This is a genomic window from Yimella sp. NH-Cas1, from assembly GCF_022359705.1.
Lineage (GTDB): Bacteria > Actinomycetota > Actinomycetes > Actinomycetales > Dermatophilaceae > Yimella > Yimella lutea.
This window is the reverse complement of record NZ_JAKSGG010000003.1, coordinates 884,946-905,015: the sequence shown is the minus strand read 5'-3', so window position 1 is coordinate 905,015 and position 20,070 is coordinate 884,946. Positions and strand designations below refer to the sequence as shown.

Below are 20,070 nucleotides of genomic sequence, written 5' to 3'. Positions count from 1 at the left end.
GAACCCACTACGCATGCGCAATGGGTTCGGTGGCAAGTAATGGGGCTCGGTTGGCCTAGGAATCGAGGTTGGCCATCACGTGCTTGACGCGGGTGTAGTCCTCGAACCCGTACATCGACAGGTCCTTGCCGTAGCCGGAGTGCTTGAAGCCGCCGTGCGGCATCTCGGCGACCAACGGAATGTGAGTGTTGATCCACACGCAGCCGAAGTCGAGCGCCTTGCTGACCCGCATCGCGCGTCCGAAGTCCTTTGTCCAGACCGACGACGCCAGCCCGTACTTCACGCCGTTCGCCCAGGCGATGGCCTCGGCCTCGTCGTCGAACTGCTGGACGGTGATGACCGGGCCGAAGATCTCGTCCTGCACGACCTCGTCGTCCTGCCTCAGACCGGATACGACCGTCGGCTCGAGGAAGAAGCCCTCACCGAGCGAAGAGACACGGTTACCACCGGTGGCGACGCTGGCGTGGCCCGGCAGACGGGACAACATGCCGGTGATCTTCTCCAGGTGGCCGGCACTGTTGACCGGGCCGAACAAAGCGTCCTCGTCGTCGGGCAGACCGACCTTGGCGTTGCTCCGGGCGTAGTCGGCGAGCGCCGCGACGAAGTCGTTGTGGATCTTCGGGGACGCGAGCACACGGGTTGCCGCGGTGCAGTCCTGTCCGGCGTTGAAGTAACCGGCGGTCGCGATGCCTTCGACCGCAGCCTCGATGTCGGCGTCGTCGAACACGATGACCGGCGCCTTTCCGCCGAGTTCGAGGTGAACGCGCTTGAGGTCCTTGGACGCCGACTCGGCGACCTGCATACCGGCACGCACCGATCCGGTGATCGCGACCAACTGCGGGATCTCGTGTTCGACGATCAGGCGTCCAGTGTTCCGGTCACCGGTGACCACGTTGAAGGTGCCGGCGGGCAGGAACTCGGACGCGACCTCGGCCAGCAAGAGGGTGGTCTCGGGTGTGGTGTCACTCGGTTTGAGGACGACGGTGTTGCCTGCGGCGAGCGCCGGGGCGATCTTCCACATCGCCATCATCATCGGGTAGTTCCAGGGCGTCACCTGGCCGACGACACCGATCGGTTCCCGGCGGATCCAGCTGGTGTGACCCTTCATGTACTCAGCCGACGCGCGACCTTCGAGCACCCGTGCAGCGCCGGCGAAGAAGCGCAGCTGGTCGACCATCGGCGGGATCTCTTCGGAGGTCGTCAGCGCGTAGGGCTTGCCGGTGTTCTCGGCTTCGAGCTTCACGAACTCGTCCGCACGCTTCTCGATGGCGTCGGCGAACTTGAGCAATGCCTGCTGCCGTTCGCTCGGAGTCGTCTCGCCCCACTCCCCCGCGAACGCCTTGCTCGCCGACTCGTACGCGGCGTCGACGTCGGCTTCGCCCGAGATCGGCGCCTTGGCGACCAGCTGGGCGTCGACCGGGTTGACGATGTCCTGCGTCTGGTCGGTCTGCGCCTCGACGAACTTTCCGTCGATGAAGTTCTTCAGTTGCCTGACCACGAGGGCCCTCCCTGTTCTTCGGATTCGAACATCTCCGAGCCTATGTCCCTTGCACGCGCAGTGTGACCCAGGTTGCAACAGTCAGCCCGAATCCGCCCGCCGGCTCGTCGGTCACGACTGTCGGAGTCCCATCGGTGCCGAGATCGCCAGAGCTGCACGGCCATCACCAGGGCGGCGACCACGAGGCAAGTCGCAGCGACGGCGAGCACGGCGTGGTAGACCGCGAAGTCGTGCACCAAGGCACTGGTCGAGGGGGCGAGACTCGCTGCCGAGACATCGAGCCGCACGGCGCACGCCGCGACCGCGACCTCTGTGCCCGACACCTGCGGCAGGAACGACAAGACCGACGACAGCGGGGCGAAGGCACCCTGGACGTTGGCGATCACGATGACAACCCCGATGAGAGTGACGCACGCGGCCGCCCCACTCGCGGTCGCCCGTCCGATCCGCCGCATCCGCGAGGCCGCACCCCGGGCCCGCAGGCGCGGCACGAGAATGCTCGCCACGACGACCGAGGACGTTCATGCCGCCACCGGAACCGTATGGTCGGCGGCGCGCGCTTGCTCCGGTGGCTTGAGACCGCGAACGAAAAGCGTTGCGCCCAAACCGATTTCCCAGGCAAACAGCGGCACCGCGAGCACGGGCACAGGCTTGGAGAGCCCGAACATGACGACGAGGTTCATCGACGCGACCACCACCGTGCCGCCGAGGCCGAGCCACGGCACGATGCGTGGCACCAACCGACGGCGCAGCAGCAGTGTGGCGAGCAGCGCGGCGCTGATCGGATTCAGCAGACCGGGGCCGACCAGGAAGGTCCAGTCGTGCATAAGGTGCAGTGCCTGCACGAGGTGCGCGTCGAGGCCCGGCGCTGCATCGGTGGCGGGGCGGGCGACGGCGGGCAGGATCGCGACGACGCCGCTGAGGATCACCGCGGCCTCGAGCAGACCGAGGAGTTCATCGGCAACGCGGACCCGATCGACAACCTGCGCGCGATGGCACTGGTCGCGTTCGACGCGATCGCCGCGCGTCCGTGGCTGCCCGACTACTTCATGCGCAACACGATCAGCCAGCCCAACAGCCTGCAGCCCTACGAACGTTTCGGCGAACAGGTGCTGCGGCTCGAGCTCACTCCCCTGCAGAGCTTCCACGCGGTGTCGGCGGTGCTCGGGTTCGTTGTCGGCAGCGCCGCCGACATCGGGCAGCAACCCCCGCAGGAGGTGCTCGACGGCACGATGAGCCGGGAGGAGTACTTCGAGCACGCCGTCGCTCCGTGGCGGGCGCTCGACCCGGCCGAGTTCCCGTTCATGCACCACATCCTCGAGGAGTTCGCGGAGCACGAGGATCGCGACCAGTTCGCGGCCGGGCTCGATCTACTGTTGGCCGGATTGCGCTTACAGGCAACGAGGTAGCCGAGATCTGTGACGCCAGCGAGCCCTTCGGAGGCCCAGCCACATACTGTCAGTTGAATTCCTGGGCAAGGACCGCCCGGACGCCGTCTACACGGCCAAGCGCTGACGGCGCCGGCCGCGAAACCTGGCTCGCGGCCGACCAAGATCACAAGTCCGTCACGACATCACTCGTTGAGCGATCAAGGAGCTAGTCTCCGCTGGGGGCACAAGGGATGGGCCTCATCAAGGGAGAAAAACATGAAGCGCCTCAGCATCGTTGCTGCTCTTATTGCGGTGCCCCTTCTCGCGGGGTGCAACTCGACGACCAACGTGTCGTCGTCCTCGTCGACAAGCAGTTCTGCTGAGACCCAGACATCCAATTCCTCGTCGACCGAGTCGTCGAGCACCGACGGGTCGGCGTCAAGTTCGGAGTCACCGGCCGCGTCCGAGTCCAGTGAGACCTCGGCTGCGTCGGACGGATCGTCACTTACGAAGCCGTTCGGCTCGACGTTCACCTGGGACGACAAGCTCGCGGTGACGGTGTCGAAGCCCGTGCCGTTCACCCCGTCGGAATACGCGGTTACGGACAGCAAGTTCAAGAAGTTCGTGAAGCTGACTGTGGTCATCAAGAACGGTACTGACAAGGTGTACGAGTCGTTCAACTTGAACGAGAGTGCGACCTCCGGTGATCAGCAGACCGACAAGGTCTTCGACTCCGCCAAGGGCATCGAACTGCCGACGGCGAAGATCCTGCCCGGCAAGTCGCTCACGTACAACGTCGCCTATGGCTACACGCCCGGCCAGGACTTCACCCTGACCGTCAACTCGATGGACCGCTTCGACCGCGCAGACGGCATCTACAGCGGGAAGCTCTGACACCAGACATATCCAGCCCGGGCTCCACGATCGTGGAGCCCGGGCTTTCCATTTCAAAGAGACGCCAGGACTGCGCAAATACGGGTTGCGGGTCGCAGGCTTTGCGACGAGCGGGCTGCCTGGAACTCAAATGCGCCAACCGGGCAGCCGCGCCTATCCGGCGCGTCCGTAGCGGTGCTGCACGACCGCCGCATTCCCGGCACACGCACCAACATCGACCACCTTGTCGTGACGACTGGTGGGGCGTGGGGTCATCGATGCCAGGCGGTACAAGGTGCGCCCCGAGCTGAGGGTCGAAGGCGGCAGTCTGCGTCCCCGCGTGGAGAGGCTCATCGTGGGACGGCGTGACTGCACCGCACTGGTGGACGGTGCACTCGATCAGGCCGCGGTAGTGAGAGATCTTGTCGGTGACCTACGCGTGGTCAGTGCGCTCTGCCTCGTCGACGCCGATTGGCCGCTTGTCGGCGGGCCTTCGTTCACGCGAGGGGTTCACGTGCTGTGGCCGAAGCGACTGGTCAAACTTCTTCGCGATGACCTTCCTGGCGAAGCACCGCTCGCAACGGTGGATGTAGCCCGCATGCGCGGAGTGCTCGCCGCAGCTCTTCCGCCGGCGTGAGAAGGTTCCGAACCGCCTACCGTCGGCGCCGGCTGTCCTTCTTCCTGAGCTCGGACAGCCGAGTACGCAGCGAATTCCGTTGAACCTTTATCGAGATTCAGTGGAGGGTCCAACAGCTCAAGCACCGCCGACTCCAACCCACCCAGTGTGTCCGCGTCATCGACCGGCAGTGTGATGACTCGCAGGTGATCGTGGATCCAAGTGGTCAACGCGGGTCAGAAGTCGACAACGAATCCGACCGCAGACCCCGGCGACCTCTGAGGGCTGACATCCGCCAGTCCAAGCCACCATGAGACGACGTGGCTCAGATTTACGGTCATCGTCGGCATGTTCAATGCCGCACCTTGCAGCGGCATCACAGCGGCCGGCACCAGGTGCATGTGCCCCGGCGTCGGGGGGCAGTTGTCGATGTACTGGAGCATCGGCCGTGCGAGCTCTTCGGGTGCCGGCCCTCTTCGATTGAGCAGAGACTTCGCCCCAGATGTCCTGAGAGCCTCGCGTACAGCGGCGCGTCGGGCCTCAAGGGCCCTGCTGCGGGAAGCGGGAATCCCTTGGACGAGACCGGCCGCTGTGAGCAGCGTGACGCGAGGGCACGGCTCACCCCGCTCCGCCTGCGCGATGAGCGTCGCGAGCTCTTGGCTGATGCCCGTGGCATTGGACCCCGAGTACTCGTGCATGCGGTGATTGTCGCACCCCCGCCATGGTCTGTGCCGCTTTGCCTCCCATGGAGGATTGCGCGGCGACTGGCGCTATGACGGGCTCAGCAGCGGCTCGCACCCCCTCAGCGTCAGGCACCGGGGCGTGACGTCAGCCCCTGCCGCCACGCCCACTCGAACGCGTCCACCTGCGGCAGTCCCCAATACCGAAGCAGCGCGTTCACCACGTCGAGCCGCGCCCGACCGTCCTCGACCGCAACGGCCTGCAGTGTCGGGGGCAGTTCGCCTGCGGCAAGGCGCTTTTCGAGCTCCGCCGCCGTCATGCAGGTGACGATGTGATCGGGAATCGTCATCGGTGGAAGGAAGCCTTGCGGCGTAGGCCGGTCGCCGCGGAAGGCTGCCGCGAGTGAGTCGGCAACCAGTTGCGCACCCACACACTGGTCGCCGGGCAGGAAGATCAACTGGCCGACCGTGCCGCCGTCGCCGGGCACCATGTCGACGCAGTACATGCCGCGCTCGTCGGGATCGCCGACCGGAAGCCAGTGCTCGGACACAACCGCCGGCTGCACACCGACCGGGAAGCGACGCGTTTCGAGGTCGACTCTGGTGCGCCACCACCCGGCCCCAGCGTTGCGGATCGCGGGTCTTGACGCTGAGTGGCCCCCACATCCCCGCCCCCACGAACTCCTGCGCGAGCGGAGTGTGCGGCACCGCCGGATCGATGCTCGAGTGTCCCGCCGACACCGCCAAATAGGCCCGCGCCTGAGCGGGCAGCGGACCCGATCGGCGCTCCTGTTCCTCGATCGACGCACGCCTCCGTCCGACCTCCTCCGCGTCACCCGGACGGAACAACTTCCGCAGGTAACCGATGTCGCGATCTTCCGGCCCGACGTTCTGTGCGGCCGCGGACGCAACCCGCCCGGGGGGACGAGCGTCCGGGTCACGGACGATCTCCAGCGGTCCCGAGCCCAGGTATCCGAACACGTGCGGCGAGGGGTACTCGGGCACGAACCGCACCGACCCGTCCGCACGGATGGTGAGCTCAAACCCTCTTTCCCTTCGAACAGCGGCCACACCGCAGGATGCCGCCGCATCGCGACACCGTCCACCCGGATCCGGCGCCGCCACCACCGCTGCGGGTTTCGACCGAGCGACACCCTCACCTCCGAGTGCGCAGGGTCGCTCAGCGCCCACACCTGGGGCACGATCGCGCGGAGTTCGGTGAGGTCGAAGGGCACGAAGTCATGAAAGCACCCACGTCCGATGCACGGGCGACTCCGCCTAACGTTCTGAGGCTGCCCTGGCAAACGAGATTCGGCCCCTCGCTCGTCAACCGATTTGCTCGGAGTTACCGAACCATCGGCGGGCACCTCGTGTTTCCTGCCAACCCGATCGGCGGCAAGGTGACGATCAACGGCGCGAAGGGCTTCCACCCGCGCATCAAGGACCGCAGCGACCTGACGCTCGAGTGCATCCGCCGGACAGGCGTGCATGACTTTCGTTGCGGCACGTGGCAACCGGATCGCAGTGTGGGCGACGCAGCATGGCCTCGCCTGACCCTCCGCGGCTACTCCACGTCCTCCTCGATGTCGACCCCGTAGCCGACGGCAAGCCCAGCCAGGCGTCGTTGGTAGCCCTGACCGATCGCTCGGAACCGAAGCGCCCCGTTACGCCAATACACCTCAGCGAGAAGCATGCTCGTTTCGTCGGCGGCTGCGTCGAGCGTCGCGCGCGCCAGCAACGAGCCGTCGCTCGATCGCACGCTCAGCTCAATAGCGCCGAGGTCTCCGAACGTGCCATCGCCATCGATCGCGGCGGCAAGGGTGATCCGTGAGTCGATCGGAAGGGCCCCAGCTTGAACGTCGACGGACGCTTGGTCGGGTGTCGCAAGGTCGAGGTCGACGACACCGGTCGGATGGGTCGGCTGGTTGTAGAAGCAGAAGTCCTCATCACGCGCGACGCCGCCCGTCGGGTCGGTGACGAATGCGACGACGTCGACTTCGCCGACCGACTCGGCGGCGACCCAGGTGGCAGTGACCGTGAAGTCGAGGTGCGCGACGTCGGTGACGCCACCACGCGGGAGCGACACCACGTCCACCGAATCGAGTTGCTGCGCTTCGCCATTCGCGCTGGGCTGCGAGGCACCGACAGGCGCGAGTGTCACCGGGTCGAGCTCGGTCAGAGCACGTTCCTTGACCTTCGAGATGCGCGCGTCCTTCTCGGCGTCCGCCAGCGCGACAAAGTCCGTCACCGTGAGGGTGAGGTTCACCGCGCAGGTGCCACCAACCTCCTGCACCCGGGTACGCACGTCGGCCGCCTCCTCGTGTGAGCCGCCGAGGATGATCACGCGTCTGCGCGAGAACCGCCCGGGCGCAGCCACCTTCGCGCGCGGTCTTGTCGGGCTGAGCACGGGCACCACGTCAGGCATCGTCTGCACGACAACCTGCGCCATGGTTCTCGGGTCACCGGGTTCGACGGAGTCGAGCAGCCCCATGAACTGCTCCTCGGTCATCAGGCTGGTGCCGTGCTTGAGCGCGAGCTCCGCCTTGCGCGTGCCGAGTTCGCCGTTCGACACGAGGACGCTGGTGCGTGAACTCACCGAGTTCATCACGTCGAGACCGCACCGGGTTGCCGTCTCGATCAGCATCGCCCGGTCGCGGCGCGTCTGACCGGTGTACACCACCGTCATGCCTTGGCGTAGCGGTTGGCCAGGCACGTGCCGGCCGGGATACCGCCACATGCAGGGCGTGCGCGGCGCAACGGGCGGGTAACCACCGAGGGGGCGTGGTCGCGCGTAGGGCAACGGCAGTCCCAACCGGTGCGCCAACGCGAGCGAATGACGGGTGAGCTCGACGAGCGCACGCACATCGTCCTCGGCATCGTGGGCACGGTGTTGCTTGATGCCCCAGTAGTCGCACAGGCTCGCCAACCTGAAATCGGCCACGGGCAGGTCGAACCGCTGCGACAACTGGCAGGTGCACAGCCGGGTGTCGGCGGGAAAGCGGTGCCCGGCCCGGTGCGCTTCGTGGGCAAGGAAGTCCCAGTCGAACCGAGCGTTGTGCGCCACGACCACGCGCCGGCTGAGCATCTCGTGGATCCGCGGAGCGACATCGGCGTACCTGGGTGCCCCGCGCAACCTTGCCCGGGTGATGCCATGAATCTCGACAGGGCCTGGGTCACGCTCGGGATCGATCAGCGTTGACCATTGATCGGTCACGACACCGTTCGGCTCCATCTGGGCGATCGCGATCTGGACCACGCGGTCGCGACTCGCTGTCAGGCCGGTTGTTTCGACGTCGACAAGTGCGTACGGGCGGTCGTAGGTGTTTGCGACGCCGATCGGCAGCATCACGAGGTCCGGCCGGTCGTCAGGTCGGTGCGCTGTGCGTGCGTTGTTGAGTTGCGAATCATGCTGCCCCTTGTCCCCGGTCGTTCGAGGCTGAGGCTATCGGGCACCGCTGACGATGAGCTAGGGGTTCTTCGAATCACGGCTCTATCACATGGGCGCCTCACCGCACCCTCGACGATCGCGTGCTCACTACGGCACGTCAGCCCCGATGGACCAGCGCTGGTCCAAGTACGTTGAGCCGCAGGGAACTTCGCAGGGGTAAAGGGATGGATTACCGTGGGACTCCTCCGGAAGACGATGTCGGTCTCGATCGCCAGGTGAAGTCGGCCCCGCCCACGGAGCAGAGCAACTCGTAGGAGCACCCAGGTGAGGTACGACTATGCCCGCCCGGCCCAGCGGTCGGAGTCGACCATTCGCGCTTGCCGCTCGCTCACCCTCGAGTCGTCGCCAGCTGGGGCAACCAACCATGGTCCTGAAGCGTCCGCCACGCAGTTGCCACGTGCTCGGCGGTGAACATAGCTCGCTTGCGAGCAGTCCACGTTGAGAGCTGACGAAACGCCGCTTCCTCATCCGCGACGGGGCTCTCCCCCGCGGTTGCCAGCCAATGAACGGACGCCAGGAGTTCAAGCCCGTAAGGGGTTTCCCACCCACGAACCAAGCTGAGGACTCGTTCGATCCGCTCAGTCAAGTCCGGATCAGCAGCGATCAACCGCTCGGCTTCGTCACCACCATCCGACAACAGTTGGATCGGTTCGGCTTCCTGCACCTTCGCGCCGCCGTCGCCATATCCAGTCAGGAACTGGCCTTCAAGTTCCACCAACACGAATCGTAGGTTGTCGGCATACGGCCCGTAGACGCCCTTCGTGTAGTTCAGGCGGAGTGGCTGACCTGCTGCCTGAAGGAAGTACATCAGCTTCTGGACCTCGATCAACGATGGTCGTTCGAACGCAACACCCTCGTAATCGCGCACGATCTTCAGCAAGGCAGCGCGGGCAGGTGTCAACGACCGCGGCGGCCGTCGGTCGATCATCTCGGTCGCCTTCGGCGCACCCGCCGGCACGAAGAGCTGTACCTCAACATCGAGCCCGCCGAGCTCATCCAGGATGAGAGGACGCACCGTTGCCCAGGGCAGGCCGCCGTTCCCGCAGCCAAGTGGGGGTACAGCGATCGAGGTGATACCACGCTCGCTGAGGACGCGGGCCAAGTCAGCCAATCCCGTCTCGATGTCTTCCAGACGCGACGGCGCGCGCCAGTGCCTCTTCGTCGGGAAGTTGATGATGTAGCGGGGGCCGGTGAGCGATCCGGTCTCCCACACATGCACGCGGCCGGGCTGGATCTCGCCCGCCTTCGCGGCGCGGGCGTAGGCCTTGAACATTTCCGGGTAGGCCCGTTTGAACTGCAAGGCGATGCCCTTGCCCATCACACCGACGGTGTTGACCGTGTTGACGAGGGCCTCGACGTCTGCCCGAAGGAGGTTGCCCTCGGTCTCGGTGATCATCGCCTGCTCCATGACCCTAGAAGTACCACTCCGGTCTGACAGCGACCGGGACATCCAGACTACCGAGCATCGCGCGTGCTTCCGCGGCGACCGAGGCGGTCGGCGCCACGATTTCAACGATGCACTCCACGGGGAGGCGTTGGTGGACGAGCGCTTCGGCCATCCGCCGCTCCTTACGGTCGGGCCGCTCAGCGGTGTTGTTCCACATCCGTTCCTTCATCAGTGGCCATTCCACAAGGTCATCGAAGTCCGAGACGTTCGCGCTGAACGAAGCGAATGCGACCGCTGCGTTTCGGTCGCTGACCACAAGGTCGAGTCCGGAGGCCAGCACGGCCTCCACCGTTGACACGACGTAGATGATGCGTCCGCAGCCTTCGGTGTACTCGGGCACACTGCCGCCATTGATTGCGTACATCATGGGGCTGCGGGGTGCGAAGTAGAACGGCACATAGTGCGAGACGAAGCCACCAGGACCGCACGGGACAGCTCGGGTCCGTCGAAGCTCCTTGATCCCGCGATGCCCAATCTCAATGGCAAGCGGACCCCTCTTGGCCGCCTCATCAGCAAGGAGTCCACTCTCGAGAATGGTTGGCAGGTGCTCAATCCGCGTGAAGTGGAGTATCGGCGTCGGGCTCGGTCGCGGCATCAACCCACCCCCGCGCTGCGCCGCTCCTCCGCAAACCTCGGCGCCATAGCCTCCATCTGCTCGATGACCGTCCGGATCGCCTCGGGCTGCTTGTCCGGCGGGTACCCGTGCTTGATAAGCAACCGCTTGATCGACGCCCGCAGCTTCGCGCGCACGTCGTCCCGCACGGTCCAGTCGGTCCGCATGTCTCGCCGCATCACCGAGACCAGGTCCCGCGCGATCGCGCCGAGCACGTCGTCACCCATCAACTGAACGGCCGAGTCGTTCTCGCTGACCGCGTCGTAGAAGGCGAGTTCGTCGTGGTCGAGCGGGGGTGAGAACTGCGCTCCACGGTCTTCATGCTCGGCGACGTCCTTCGACATCTTGATCAGTTCGGCAATGACCTCGGCTGCGGTGAGCTGCTGGTTCGTGTATCGATTCATCAGCTCGGTGAGCCGCTCGCTGAACGCGCGCTGCGCGACGAGGCTGTTGCTGGCCGACCGGCGAACGTCGCTCAACAGTTGCGCGCGCAGCCGGTCGATCAGCACGTGCGGACTCTCGGCCTGCAGCTCGGCGATCACCTCTTTGCTCAGCTGGTGGATCGACTGCTGCTCCATGCCGGCCCGCTCGAAGATGTCGTAGACCTCGCCGGTGCTCGTCGCATCGTCGAGCACCTTCGCGAGCAGCGTGGCGACGTCATCCGGCACCACCTCACCGTTCGCCTCGCGCTCCTGCGCCTCGATCTTCGCCAACCACACCCGCACCTCGTTGTAGAAGCGGATGTCGGCCAGTCGGGCGGCCGCGCCGGGCAACTGGGCGCAGAGCGCGAACGCCCTGGCCAACTGGTGCGCGAGTCCCCGGAATCGTTCTGCGACAGGCCGTTCGGACGGGTCCTCCCCCTGATTCCCTTCCGTCGCCGGGCTGCGCAGGTAGTTCGTCACCGCGAGCACCGCCTTGAGCCAGCCGGACTTCGGGTCGGAGCCGTGGATCGTGCGCCAGTTCGTCGCCGCCGTCAGCGTGTCAAGCTCGGCGAGCCGGTCGAGCAGAACCTCCAGCATCTCCTGCGCCGTGCGGCCGACTGCGTCGCGCTGGTCGCGGTCGCCGGCATGGGTGAACTCGGCAAGCGCGTCGTTGAGGTTCTCCATCACCGGGGCATACGCGACGAGCAGGCCGTCCGGCTTGCCGCGGAAGGTGCGGTTGACCCGGGCGAGCGTCTGCATCAACAATGCGCCCTTGATCGGCCGGTCGAGGTAGAGCGTGTGCAGCGGCGGCGAGTCGTAGCCAGTGAGCATCATGTCCTTGACGATCACCAACTCGAGTTCGTCGTCGGCGGTGCGGAAGCGTTCCTTGATCGTCTTCTGCTCGCTCGGACGACGAATGTGCTTGCGGATCAACGGATCCAGTTCGCTCGGTTCACCGGAGTAGACGACCTTGATGCGGCCTTTGTCGATCGCATCGTCGTGCCAGTCGGGTCGAGCCGCGACGATCTCGTCGTACACCTGCGCGCAGATCCGGCGGGTGGCGCACACGATCATCGCTTTGCCCGGACCGCCGATGAACGGCTTCATATTGTCCCGGCGCACTTCCCAATGGCGCACGAGGTCGGTCACCAGGGTGTGCACGCGCTCCGGGGCTCCGTAGATCGCGTTGATGACCGCCACCGACTGCTCGACCTTGCGACGTTCGGCGTCGTCGAGCCCGCGGGTGGCTTCGTCGACAACCTCGTCGATCGAATCGTCGGTCATGCCGTCGGCACGCTTGACCTCGATGAGCCGCGGCTGAAACACGACGGGCACGGTCGCGCCGTCGTCGACCGCCCGGTTGAGGTCGTAGACGTCGATGTGATCGCCGAAGACCGCGCGCGTATTGCGGTCCTTCGTCGTGATCGGGGTACCGGTGAACGCGATCAGCGTGGCGTTCGGCAGCGCGTCCTTTAGGTGACGCGCGTAGCCGTCGAGCTGGTCGTAGTGGCTGCGGTGGGCCTCGTCGGCGATCACCACGATGTTGCGCCGCTCCGACAAGAGCGGGTGACGCTTGTTCGCGTCCTTCTCCTCTTTCGACAGCCCGAACTTCTGCAAGGTGGTGAAGTAGATGCCGCCTGTCTTGCGCTGCGCCAACTCCTCCCGCAGCGACTCGCGGCTACCCACCTGCTTCGGGCTCTCCGGCAACAGGGTGCTGGAGGAGAAGGCGCCGAAGAGCTGGTCGTCGAGTTCGGTGCGGTCGGTGAGCACGATGATCGTGGGGTTGTGCAGCTCCGGGCGGCGCATCACCGCCGCCGAGTAGAGCTCCATCTCCATCGACTTGCCCGAGCCCTGCGTGTGCCACACGACGCCGGCCCGCCCGTCGCCTCGCACCGCGTCGACGGTGGTTCCGACGGCCTTCGTGACCGCGAAGTACTGGTGCGGCTTTGCGATGCGTTTGGTGACACCGTTCTGGCCGCGGTCGAACGCGGTGAAGTTACGAAGCAGCTGCAGGAACCGCTCCGGGTTGTAGACGCCGTCGAGCAGCACCTCCAGGCCGGTGCGCGAGTTGCCGTAGTAGTCGGTGTCGTCGAGCTCGACCGGGCAACCGTCGTCGTCGACGTTCCACGTGGCGAAGTGGTTGTACGGCGTGAACGGCGTGCCGTAGCGGGCACCGATGCCGTCGCTGGCCACCACGAAGCACACCGTGGAGAAGGCGGTCGGGAACTCCGACACGTAGGTCATCAGCTGCTGGTACGCCGCCTGCACAGTCGCCTTCGCCGCGCCGGCGCGTTTGAGCTCGATGATGCTGAGCGGCAGCCCGTTGACGTAGAGCACAACGTCGAACCGGCGCTCCCGATCACGATCGCGAACTGTGAGCTGATTGATGGCCTGCCACCGGTTCTCGGCTTCGTTCGTGCTGATCAGCCGGATGGTCGGATTCTGCTGCTGCCCTTCGTGATCGACGTACGACGTGCCGGTCCAGCCGTCGACAAGGATCTGGTGCAACCGGAAGTTTTCGGCCAGCGCATCATTCGACTTCGGGGCCAGGATGTCGGCTGCGGTCTGTTCCAGGTATTGCGCGGGCACCTGCGGGTTCAGCCGCCGGAGCGCATCGACGAACACGTCCTTCAGGACGAGGTCGTGCCAGGTCTCACGTGCGCCCGAACCCGGTGCGACGCTCGCGCCGTTGCCCGGCTCCCACCCGATCTCGGCGAGATGCTCGAGAACGAGCTCCTCCCACTGCGCCTCACTACCGTCCTTGACCACGGGTCAGAGCACCTCCTCGGCTCGCTTCTCGGCGTCCTTGACCGTGAGCTTGCCGGACATCAGTAGGGGCAGCAGCTCGTCGCGTGCTTGGGCGAGCACCCCTTGTTCAGCTGAGTTCGCTGCGAGCGCGACGATCAATGGGTCCGTGTGATCGGCGAGCCCCTCGAGTGATTCCGTTCCCGGCAGCGGAATCGGGCACCGTGCCAGATCGTTCGCCGCCAAACGCTGACGTCCGCTTGTGCCGGCGAGGTGCTTGATCGCGAAGTCGCGGATCTCGGGCATTCTGCACAACGCGAAGGGCAGGATTGTCGGCGTGCCGCCCATCGGGCGCATAACGATGAACTCTGTTGATCCGCAGGCGACTTCACCATCTTCGAGTCCACCCACCAATCCCAGCTTGCCGTTCTCAAGGCACGGGGTGATCCGCGCAAGAAGGGTGTCCCCATTCGCGAACCAAGTGCCACTTGCGCGCTCGCGAGATGCCCACGCGGACGGGTGCAGCTCCCCGGTCGGGAGCGCCTTCATGTCAAGGAATGGCACCGGTCCCTTTGGCACTGGAAGGCGGGGGTTCAACTCGACCAGGTCAGCGAGTTCACCGGTGGAAAGTGCGTTTCTACAGACGCTCTCCACCATCGCCTGCATGAGGTTGATCGAACTGAGCCCCACCGCGCGGTTGGCGGCGATCTTGTCGTCGAACGCCCCCAACACCTCCGCAATCCCTCGCTGCTCGGCTAATGGCGGGGTTGCGACCGGGATCGCCCTGAGGAAATTCCTATTCAGAGATGGCTGAGCGCTACCCGAATTGAATGCGGTGAAGTCGATCGTCTTGAGCATCCAGTAGACCCAGCGCGGATCGTTCCCCTTGAAATCCTTCACGAAGAGGCACGTGTTCAATGGCCAGAACGGCCCTGCAACGTAGGTCGCCGTGCCAATGGCGGCCCCGCTTCGGCCGATCGCCACACCTGGACCGTCGTACTTCGCTTCCGTGTGCCACCCGGTAACCCCGAACGATCCGATGATGGGCACAGCGCCGGGCTCTCGCTGAGGCGCAGGCAGATCATGGCCACGCTGAAGCCCAACCAGATCAGCGAGCGCGCGGTTGCCAAAACCCTTGCTCATCCCAGCCGCCCCAACTGCTTGCGAACCTCGGCATCGAGCCGGGCCGACTCGTCCATAGCAGCGAGGAGTTCCTTGGTGAGCCGAGCGACCTTCTCCTCGATCGGTTCACCGTCGTCCTCCGCCTCGGGCGCACCCACATACCGCCCCGGAGTCAACGCGTAGGCGGCTTCCTTGACCTCCGCGAGCGTCGCCGACTTACAGAAACCGGGAACGTCCGCGTACTCGCCGGATGCGGAGGCTGCACCACGCCACGAGTGGTAGGTGTCGGCCATACGAGCGATGTCCTCGTCCGACAACGCACGCTCGGCCCGGTCGACCATGTGCCCGAGTTCGCGGGCGTCGATGAACAGCACCTGGCCGGTGCGATCGACCGAACCACCTTGTCCCGCAACCTTGTTGCGGGCGAAGAACCACACGCAGACCGGGATGCCGGTGCTGCGGAACAGCTGGGTCGGCAGCGCGATGATGCAGTCGACGACGTCGTCCTCGACCATCGCGGCGCGGATCTGTCCCTCGCCGCCGGTGTTGCTCGAGAGCGAGCCGTTGGCCATCACGACACCAGCCCGACCGTTGGAGTCGAGGTGGCTGAGGATGTGCTGCATCCACGCATAGTTGGCGTTGTTCTTCGGCGGCACGCCGTAGGTCCACCGGCTGTCGGATTCGTTACGCGCCCAGTCCTTGATGTTGAACGGCGGGTTCGCCATCACGAAGTCGGCCTTGAGCGTGGGGTGGATGTCGTGGGCGAAGGTGTCCTCCCACTTCGCGCCGAGTCCACCGGTGTCGATGCCGTGGATGGCGAGGTTCATCTTGGCCATGCGCCAAGTGCGCTCGTTGTTCTCCTGGCCGTAGACCGCCAGGTCGGAGGCTTCCTCACCGTGCGCGGCGAGGAAGCGTTCGGACTGCACGAACATGCCGCCCGACCCGCAGCACGGGTCGTAGACGCGTCCGCTATGCGGCTCAAGCACCTGCACCAGCACCTGCACGACGCCGGCCGGGGTGTAGAACTCGCCGCCACGTTTGCCTTCGCTGCGGGCGAATTCAGCGAGGAAGTATTCGTAGACCTCCCCCAGCAGGTCACGCGCTTTCGTCGACCCGTCGCCGGTGAACCGGGCCGAGTTCAACACGTCGAGCAGTTCGCCGAGGCGGCGCTGATCGACCACTTCACTCTTGAAAGTCTTCGGGAGCGTGCCGCGCAGAGTTGGGTTCGAGCCCTCGATGAGCTGCATCGCGTCGTCGACCAGTTCGCCGACCGACACCCTTCGCCCCAGCTGGGGGTCGTCGAAGCCCTTCGCGTTCTCGGCGAGGTAGCTCCACCGCGCAGTCGGCGGCACGAAGAAGACGCCGCTGCCGCGGTACTCCTCGAAGTCATCGATCACCTGATCGATCTGCTCGGTGCTCCACCCTTCCGCGGTGAGGTCGGCCTCGATCTGCGCGCGGCGCTCGTCGAACGCGTCCGACGCGTACTTAAGGAAGATCAGCCCGAGCACGACGTCCTTGTACTGCGAGGCGTCCATCGACCCGCGCAGTTTGTCGGCGGCCTTCCACAGCGTCGCCTTGAGTTCCTTCATGGTCGACGGCGAGGCGTCGACCTTCTTCTTTGGGGGCACGTCAGTCCTTCGGGTCGGTCGGGGTGGATTCGATTCGGGCGTAGCCGGATGCCACCGACTCCACCAACGTACTTTCCAGCTGTTCGAGACTCGCGAGCTGCGCGAGCAATCGGCTTCGCGTGTCGGCGATTTCGGTGGTGCGCTCGGCAAGAGCAGCAACCTGGCCAGCGGCGATTGGACGTATCCGCATCAGCTTCACGTCGCGTGCCGGCGCCGATTGCGCTGCAAGGTCGCGGGCGACGACCTCCGGACTCAACCCGGCGGCGAGCCCTTCGTCGGTCACCCGCAGTGCCCGCAACGGGGTGAGCGCCAGTGCGTCGCCGACGCGATCAACCATCGCGCCGTGCGCCGGAGCGAACACGACGTCGTCGGGCTGGGTGAGTCGCGCCGACCCCTAGCGCCACTCGAGTTCGACCCGGTCGATGCGCCGTGGCGCACTGCCGCCGAGCTCGGGCACGCCGAGCACGCGGACGCCGCTGCTCCCAGCGTGAAGTAGGTCGTCGCGGATCCGGTTGCCGGGAACCAGCCGCAGCCAGCCCGCCTTGATGGCGTGCTCGATGGTGCAAGCCTTGGTATCGGTCGGGCGTGCCTCGGGTACAACCTGCCAGCCGGACGTGAGATCGCCGCAGGCGGAGCGCAGTTCGTCGGCCCGCAGGGCGATCGACCGGTCGACTCCCCGTGACGGGTCGGCATCGGCATCGGTGACCACCCGCCGCACCAGGTCGCCGTCGCCGGCGAGCAAGGACGGCACCGGCACCAGCCGGGCCGACTTCAGCACATGCGCGCGGCCGAGGATATGAGCACTCGTCGCAACCACGAGGTCGGTCACGAAGTCGTCGATCGACAGCTCGGCGAGCACCCGGCCACCCAGGTCTCCCGTCACCACACCCAACCGATTCTGAGGCACCGCAACGGGGCTCGCCCCGAGCAGCAGAAGCGAGAGCCGCCCGCTATGCCGGTGAGTCATGACGCCTGCGGGAAGCCGGGCGGCCATCCGGAGCTGGCCGGAACGCAGCCAGGAGTCACGCAGCTTCACGTCGGCAGGGTCAGGGAGCGAGTTGGTCAATGCGGCTGACGCGCCGACGAAGAGGGCGAGGTTGCGCTCGCCGAGTTGAAGCACAATGTTGTCAACGGCATCGAGCGCATCACGGTTGGGGAGGTCGCGGACGTCGCCGAGCAGCACGCCCGGCCCGGTCACCGTGTCGTCACTTGCGAGGTCAGCGTCGATGCCGGCCGCGCGCAGGCGGCGAAGTGCGCTCCGCGTCGCCCTGTCGCGGCAGTCGACCAACCTGATGTGTGCCAGCGGCTCGCGGTCAGCCACGGCCAAGGCGACTCCGACGAGTGCGGGGTTGAGGAGAGTCAGCCGCAGAGGGTCGATCTCGAGCGCTCCATCGGCGGCGATGACGCTCTCGACGAGGAGCTTCTCGAACTGCGCTGCGTAGCCGCCGGTGCGCCGAGTCTCGTCGACGACGAGCGCCTCGAGCGCCGATCGTGCGGAGTACGACGCGTTGGCAAGCTCGTCGCAAATACCCAGCGCCGTCGCGTTAATGGGTGCGCCGACGATCTCCGAGAGCAGGAATTCGTCGTGCGAGTCGGCGCTCTGGGCGAGGTCGGCGACTTCGGTGGGCGTGAGATCGCCGAGGTCGGATCCAGTGATGGCCGAGAGAGCGAGCAATGCTGCCAGTGTGTCGGTGTTGAGGTCACCGACGACCTCGGGATCGATGCGCGTGAAACGCGGCAGATCGTCGATCACGGAGTCGTTGTTGCCGGGAAGACGCCCGAGCTGCACCTCGCTGCGACGGAACCAGTCGGCGATCGCATCGGCATCCCACAGCTCGTCCGCGCCATCTGTGGTCGCGGGCTGCGGGAACGGCACCTCTCGCCCAGCGCTTCGAGACCGCCACATGCTGACCACCGGACGCTGCACCTTGGCCGCACGCGCGACGTCGGCGAGCGACATGCGTAGCGGGCCTGGCGCTAAGTAGGTGGTGGTCATGGGTTGAACCTTACGACGCCTCCTTCGCTGGCACTCATGATCCCTGATAAGCCCCCTTATCAATGCCGCGCATGTTCGAACGTCCTTTGATCAGCAAGTCTTGCCGCATCGCACGCAACGGGCGTGCCAACACGGAGGCAGACATGTACAACCAGGTCCAGCAGCAAGCCCAGGCCAATCCCGTGCCGGCGCGTAAGTCGCGCCGGAACACGTGGCTCAAGTACGGCGGCACTGCCATCGGAGCGTTCGTTCTCGGCATCGCCGCCGGCTCGTCGTCCGGGTCGGGCGCCACGACGGCCGCCGACGCATCAACCGTCACCGTTCACGAACCGGCACAGACCGTCTACGAGACGGCAGCGGCTGCACCCGCCGAGACCGTCACCGTGACCGAGTCTCCCGAGCCAGCAGCGACCCAGGACGGCTCGAGCATCCCCGGCGATGGCACGTTCCAGGTCGGCGTGGACGTGCAGCCGGGCACCTACATCTCGACAACACCGGACAGCGGCAACTGCTATTGGGCACGCCTCAGCGGATCGGACGGGTTCGGCAACATCATCGACAACAGCAACAGCTCCGGGCAGTCGCTCGTCACCATCAAGGCGACCGACAAGTTCTTCGAGTCGCGCGGCTGCAACGCCTGGACGGTGCGGTGAGCTGACCTATGCGACCGAGCAAGCGCAGGCAGTTCACTCCGCACCGACGGTGCGCCGTCACCGACAAGATCTGTTTCCCCGACCACGCGGCGACGATCCCCGCTCTGTGGAGCGCAGAGCTTGCTCGGACTCGAGCCAATGAGCACGGCTCGGAGTGCCGACGGCGCGAGCAGCGCAGCTACAAGTGCCCGCACTGCAGGCAGTGGCACCTCACGTCGCAGGCGTAGTAGCACCGGGCGGGCCGTCCGAGCAGGGGGTCGGACGACGCGCCCACCTTCGAGGCCCCTCTTGATCGTGAATCATGAGCCAGCCCGAATTACGCCCGGAAGATTTTCTCACCTTGCCCAAATGTGAGCAAACTCAACCTATCTTCGTAGCTACATGCGGAGGAAACGGCCACGAGCGGGTCCTATCTTTTCTTGGGCCCAGCCCCGATAGCTCTCAGCCAGCGAAAGGAAACCAAACCCGCACGCCATGCTCACTCATAGAATTGGAATCATCCGAAGCTACCTACCCCAGTAGCGAGCACCATCATTGCCTCACCATCTATTTCCTCGCCTTGAGTTACATGTTCGACAAAGGGTGCGAAGGTTGTCGTATGTGTCTGGGCCACCGCGAGAAAAGTGTTTTATGTGGTCAAGCGTGAGATCTCGGCGCGAACCACACATCAGACACTGGTACCGGTCGCGCTCGAATACCGCCCATCGAATATTCGGGTCAATCCCTCGCCGCTTGGCGGGGATGCTCACGTTTCGCGCCCCCTCCTGTTTTTGAAATCCCTCCTCAGCCCTCCAAAGCGGGCTACCAAACTCTATCTTGTTGACGACGACCACATTCTGAGTGGAGCCAGAAGTAATCTGAACCCAGAGCCCCGCGCCGACGATCCTCTTAAAGAGTCGGTCTGGCGACGAAAGTGGGCTAACTCCAGAGTGCATCCGCACCAGCCTCTCAGCATCGAC

The 20,070-nt window shown here is 65.6% G+C and carries 17 protein-coding genes; 4 read left to right on the top strand and 13 right to left on the bottom strand.

The annotated features are described in order from the left end of the window. Positions 1-55: 55 nt before the first annotated feature. Genes MF407_RS04680 through MF407_RS04670 form a run of 3 tightly spaced genes read right to left on the bottom strand, consistent with a single transcriptional unit; the run spans position 56 to position 2,427 of the window. The gene (locus MF407_RS04680) at positions 56-1,498 is read right to left on the bottom strand and encodes a gamma-aminobutyraldehyde dehydrogenase (protein ID WP_239701517.1); all 1,443 of its coding nucleotides are present in this window, start codon (positions 1,496-1,498) and stop codon (positions 56-58) included. Next, positions 1,483-2,004 (bottom strand): hypothetical protein, encoded by a 522-nt coding sequence (locus tag MF407_RS04675; protein WP_239701516.1) that lies wholly within the window; start codon positions 2,002-2,004, stop codon positions 1,483-1,485. Before MF407_RS04675 ends, MF407_RS04680 begins: the two co-directional genes overlap by 16 nt. 15 nt (positions 2,005-2,019) lie before the next feature. Next, complete coding sequence (locus MF407_RS04670) at positions 2,020-2,427, bottom strand: DUF4386 family protein (RefSeq protein WP_239701514.1); 408 nt, start codon at positions 2,425-2,427, stop codon at positions 2,020-2,022. Here MF407_RS04670 and MF407_RS04665 point away from each other — a divergent pair. Continuing rightward, positions 2,320-2,907 carry a TetR/AcrR family transcriptional regulator C-terminal domain-containing protein gene (locus MF407_RS04665; protein WP_239701512.1) on the top strand — a complete coding sequence of 196 codons (588 nt, stop codon included), beginning with the start codon at positions 2,320-2,322 and terminating at the stop codon, positions 2,905-2,907. The genes MF407_RS04670 and MF407_RS04665 overlap by 108 nt on opposite strands. Positions 2,908-3,086: 179 nt before the next feature. Here the strand turns inward: MF407_RS04665 and MF407_RS04660 are convergent, their stop codons facing one another. Then, positions 3,087-3,548 carry a hypothetical protein gene (locus MF407_RS04660; protein WP_239701510.1) on the bottom strand — a complete coding sequence of 154 codons (462 nt, stop codon included), beginning with the start codon at positions 3,546-3,548 and terminating at the stop codon, positions 3,087-3,089. 1 nt (position 3,549) lies between these two features. On the opposite strand from MF407_RS04660, the gene MF407_RS04655 reads away from it, so the two are divergent. Further along, the gene (locus MF407_RS04655; RefSeq protein WP_239701508.1) at positions 3,550-3,762 is read left to right on the top strand and encodes a hypothetical protein; all 213 of its coding nucleotides are present in this window, start codon (positions 3,550-3,552) and stop codon (positions 3,760-3,762) included. A 1,403-nt stretch (positions 3,763-5,165) separates the two neighbouring features. On the opposite strand, the gene MF407_RS04650 is transcribed toward MF407_RS04655, so the two are convergent. Beyond that, entirely contained in the window at positions 5,166-5,588 is a 423-nt protein-coding gene (locus tag MF407_RS04650; protein WP_239701506.1) for a hypothetical protein, read from the bottom strand. A gap of 819 nt (positions 5,589-6,407) precedes the next feature. Between MF407_RS04650 and MF407_RS04645 the strand changes: the two genes are divergently transcribed. Further along, on the top strand, positions 6,408-6,635 hold the full coding sequence (locus MF407_RS04645; RefSeq protein ID WP_239701505.1) for a hypothetical protein: 228 nt from the start codon (positions 6,408-6,410) through the stop codon (positions 6,633-6,635). Here MF407_RS04645 and MF407_RS04640 read toward each other — a convergent pair. The 8 genes from MF407_RS04640 to MF407_RS04605 all read right to left on the bottom strand — a co-directional run bounded on the left by MF407_RS04640 (position 6,602) and on the right by MF407_RS04605 (position 18,458). Beyond that, the gene (locus MF407_RS04640; RefSeq protein ID WP_239701504.1) at positions 6,602-8,383 is read right to left on the bottom strand and encodes an exonuclease domain-containing protein; all 1,782 of its coding nucleotides are present in this window, start codon (positions 8,381-8,383) and stop codon (positions 6,602-6,604) included. The two genes, MF407_RS04645 and MF407_RS04640, sit on opposite strands and share 34 nt — an antisense overlap. Positions 8,384-8,813: 430 nt before the next feature. Then, positions 8,814-9,881 (bottom strand): macro domain-containing protein, encoded by a 1,068-nt coding sequence (locus MF407_RS04635; RefSeq protein ID WP_239701503.1) that lies wholly within the window; start codon positions 9,879-9,881, stop codon positions 8,814-8,816. Positions 9,882-9,897: 16 nt separating this feature from the next. Beyond that, the gene (locus tag MF407_RS04630; protein WP_239701502.1) at positions 9,898-10,527 is read right to left on the bottom strand and encodes a DUF4433 domain-containing protein; all 630 of its coding nucleotides are present in this window, start codon (positions 10,525-10,527) and stop codon (positions 9,898-9,900) included. Then, entirely contained in the window at positions 10,527-13,736 is a 3,210-nt protein-coding gene (locus MF407_RS04625) for a type I restriction endonuclease subunit R (RefSeq protein WP_239701501.1), read from the bottom strand. Before MF407_RS04625 ends, MF407_RS04630 begins: the two co-directional genes overlap by 1 nt. 3 nt (positions 13,737-13,739) lie before the next feature. After that, positions 13,740-14,855 (bottom strand): restriction endonuclease subunit S, encoded by a 1,116-nt coding sequence (locus MF407_RS04620; RefSeq protein WP_239701500.1) that lies wholly within the window; start codon positions 14,853-14,855, stop codon positions 13,740-13,742. After that, positions 14,852-16,462, bottom strand: a complete 1,611-nt coding sequence (locus tag MF407_RS04615; protein ID WP_239701499.1) for a class I SAM-dependent DNA methyltransferase — start codon at positions 16,460-16,462, stop codon at positions 14,852-14,854. Before MF407_RS04615 ends, MF407_RS04620 begins: the two co-directional genes overlap by 4 nt. 1 nt (position 16,463) lies before the next feature. Next, a complete protein-coding gene (locus tag MF407_RS04610) occupies positions 16,464-16,799 on the bottom strand; it encodes a hypothetical protein (RefSeq protein ID WP_239701498.1) in 336 nt (111 codons plus the stop codon). Between the two features lie 57 nt (positions 16,800-16,856). Next, positions 16,857-18,458, bottom strand: a complete 1,602-nt coding sequence (locus MF407_RS04605; RefSeq protein ID WP_239701497.1) for a hypothetical protein — start codon at positions 18,456-18,458, stop codon at positions 16,857-16,859. Positions 18,459-18,601: 143 nt separating this feature from the next. On the opposite strand from MF407_RS04605, the gene MF407_RS04600 reads away from it, so the two are divergent. Further along, positions 18,602-19,111 (top strand): hypothetical protein, encoded by a 510-nt coding sequence (locus tag MF407_RS04600; RefSeq protein ID WP_239701496.1) that lies wholly within the window; start codon positions 18,602-18,604, stop codon positions 19,109-19,111. The last annotated feature ends 959 nt before the right edge of the window (positions 19,112-20,070 follow it).

Coding starts and splice junctions, on each gene's coding strand:
- MF407_RS04640 (WP_239701504.1), bottom strand. CDS start 8,383: ATGCTGCCGATCGGCGTCGCAAACACCTACGACCGCCCGTACGCACTT.
- MF407_RS04635 (WP_239701503.1), bottom strand. CDS start 9,881: ATGATCACCGAGACCGAGGGCAACCTCCTTCGGGCAGACGTCGAGGCC.
- MF407_RS04630 (WP_239701502.1), bottom strand. CDS start 10,527: ATGCCGCGACCGAGCCCGACGCCGATACTCCACTTCACGCGGATTGAG.
- MF407_RS04620 (WP_239701500.1), bottom strand. CDS start 14,855: ATGAGCAAGGGTTTTGGCAACCGCGCGCTCGCTGATCTGGTTGGGCTT.
- MF407_RS04610 (WP_239701498.1), bottom strand. CDS start 16,799: ATGGTTGATCGCGTCGGCGACGCACTGGCGCTCACCCCGTTGCGGGCA.
- MF407_RS04605 (WP_239701497.1), bottom strand. CDS start 18,458: ATGACCACCACCTACTTAGCGCCAGGCCCGCTACGCATGTCGCTCGCC.
- MF407_RS04600 (WP_239701496.1), top strand. CDS start 18,602: ATGTACAACCAGGTCCAGCAGCAAGCCCAGGCCAATCCCGTGCCGGCG.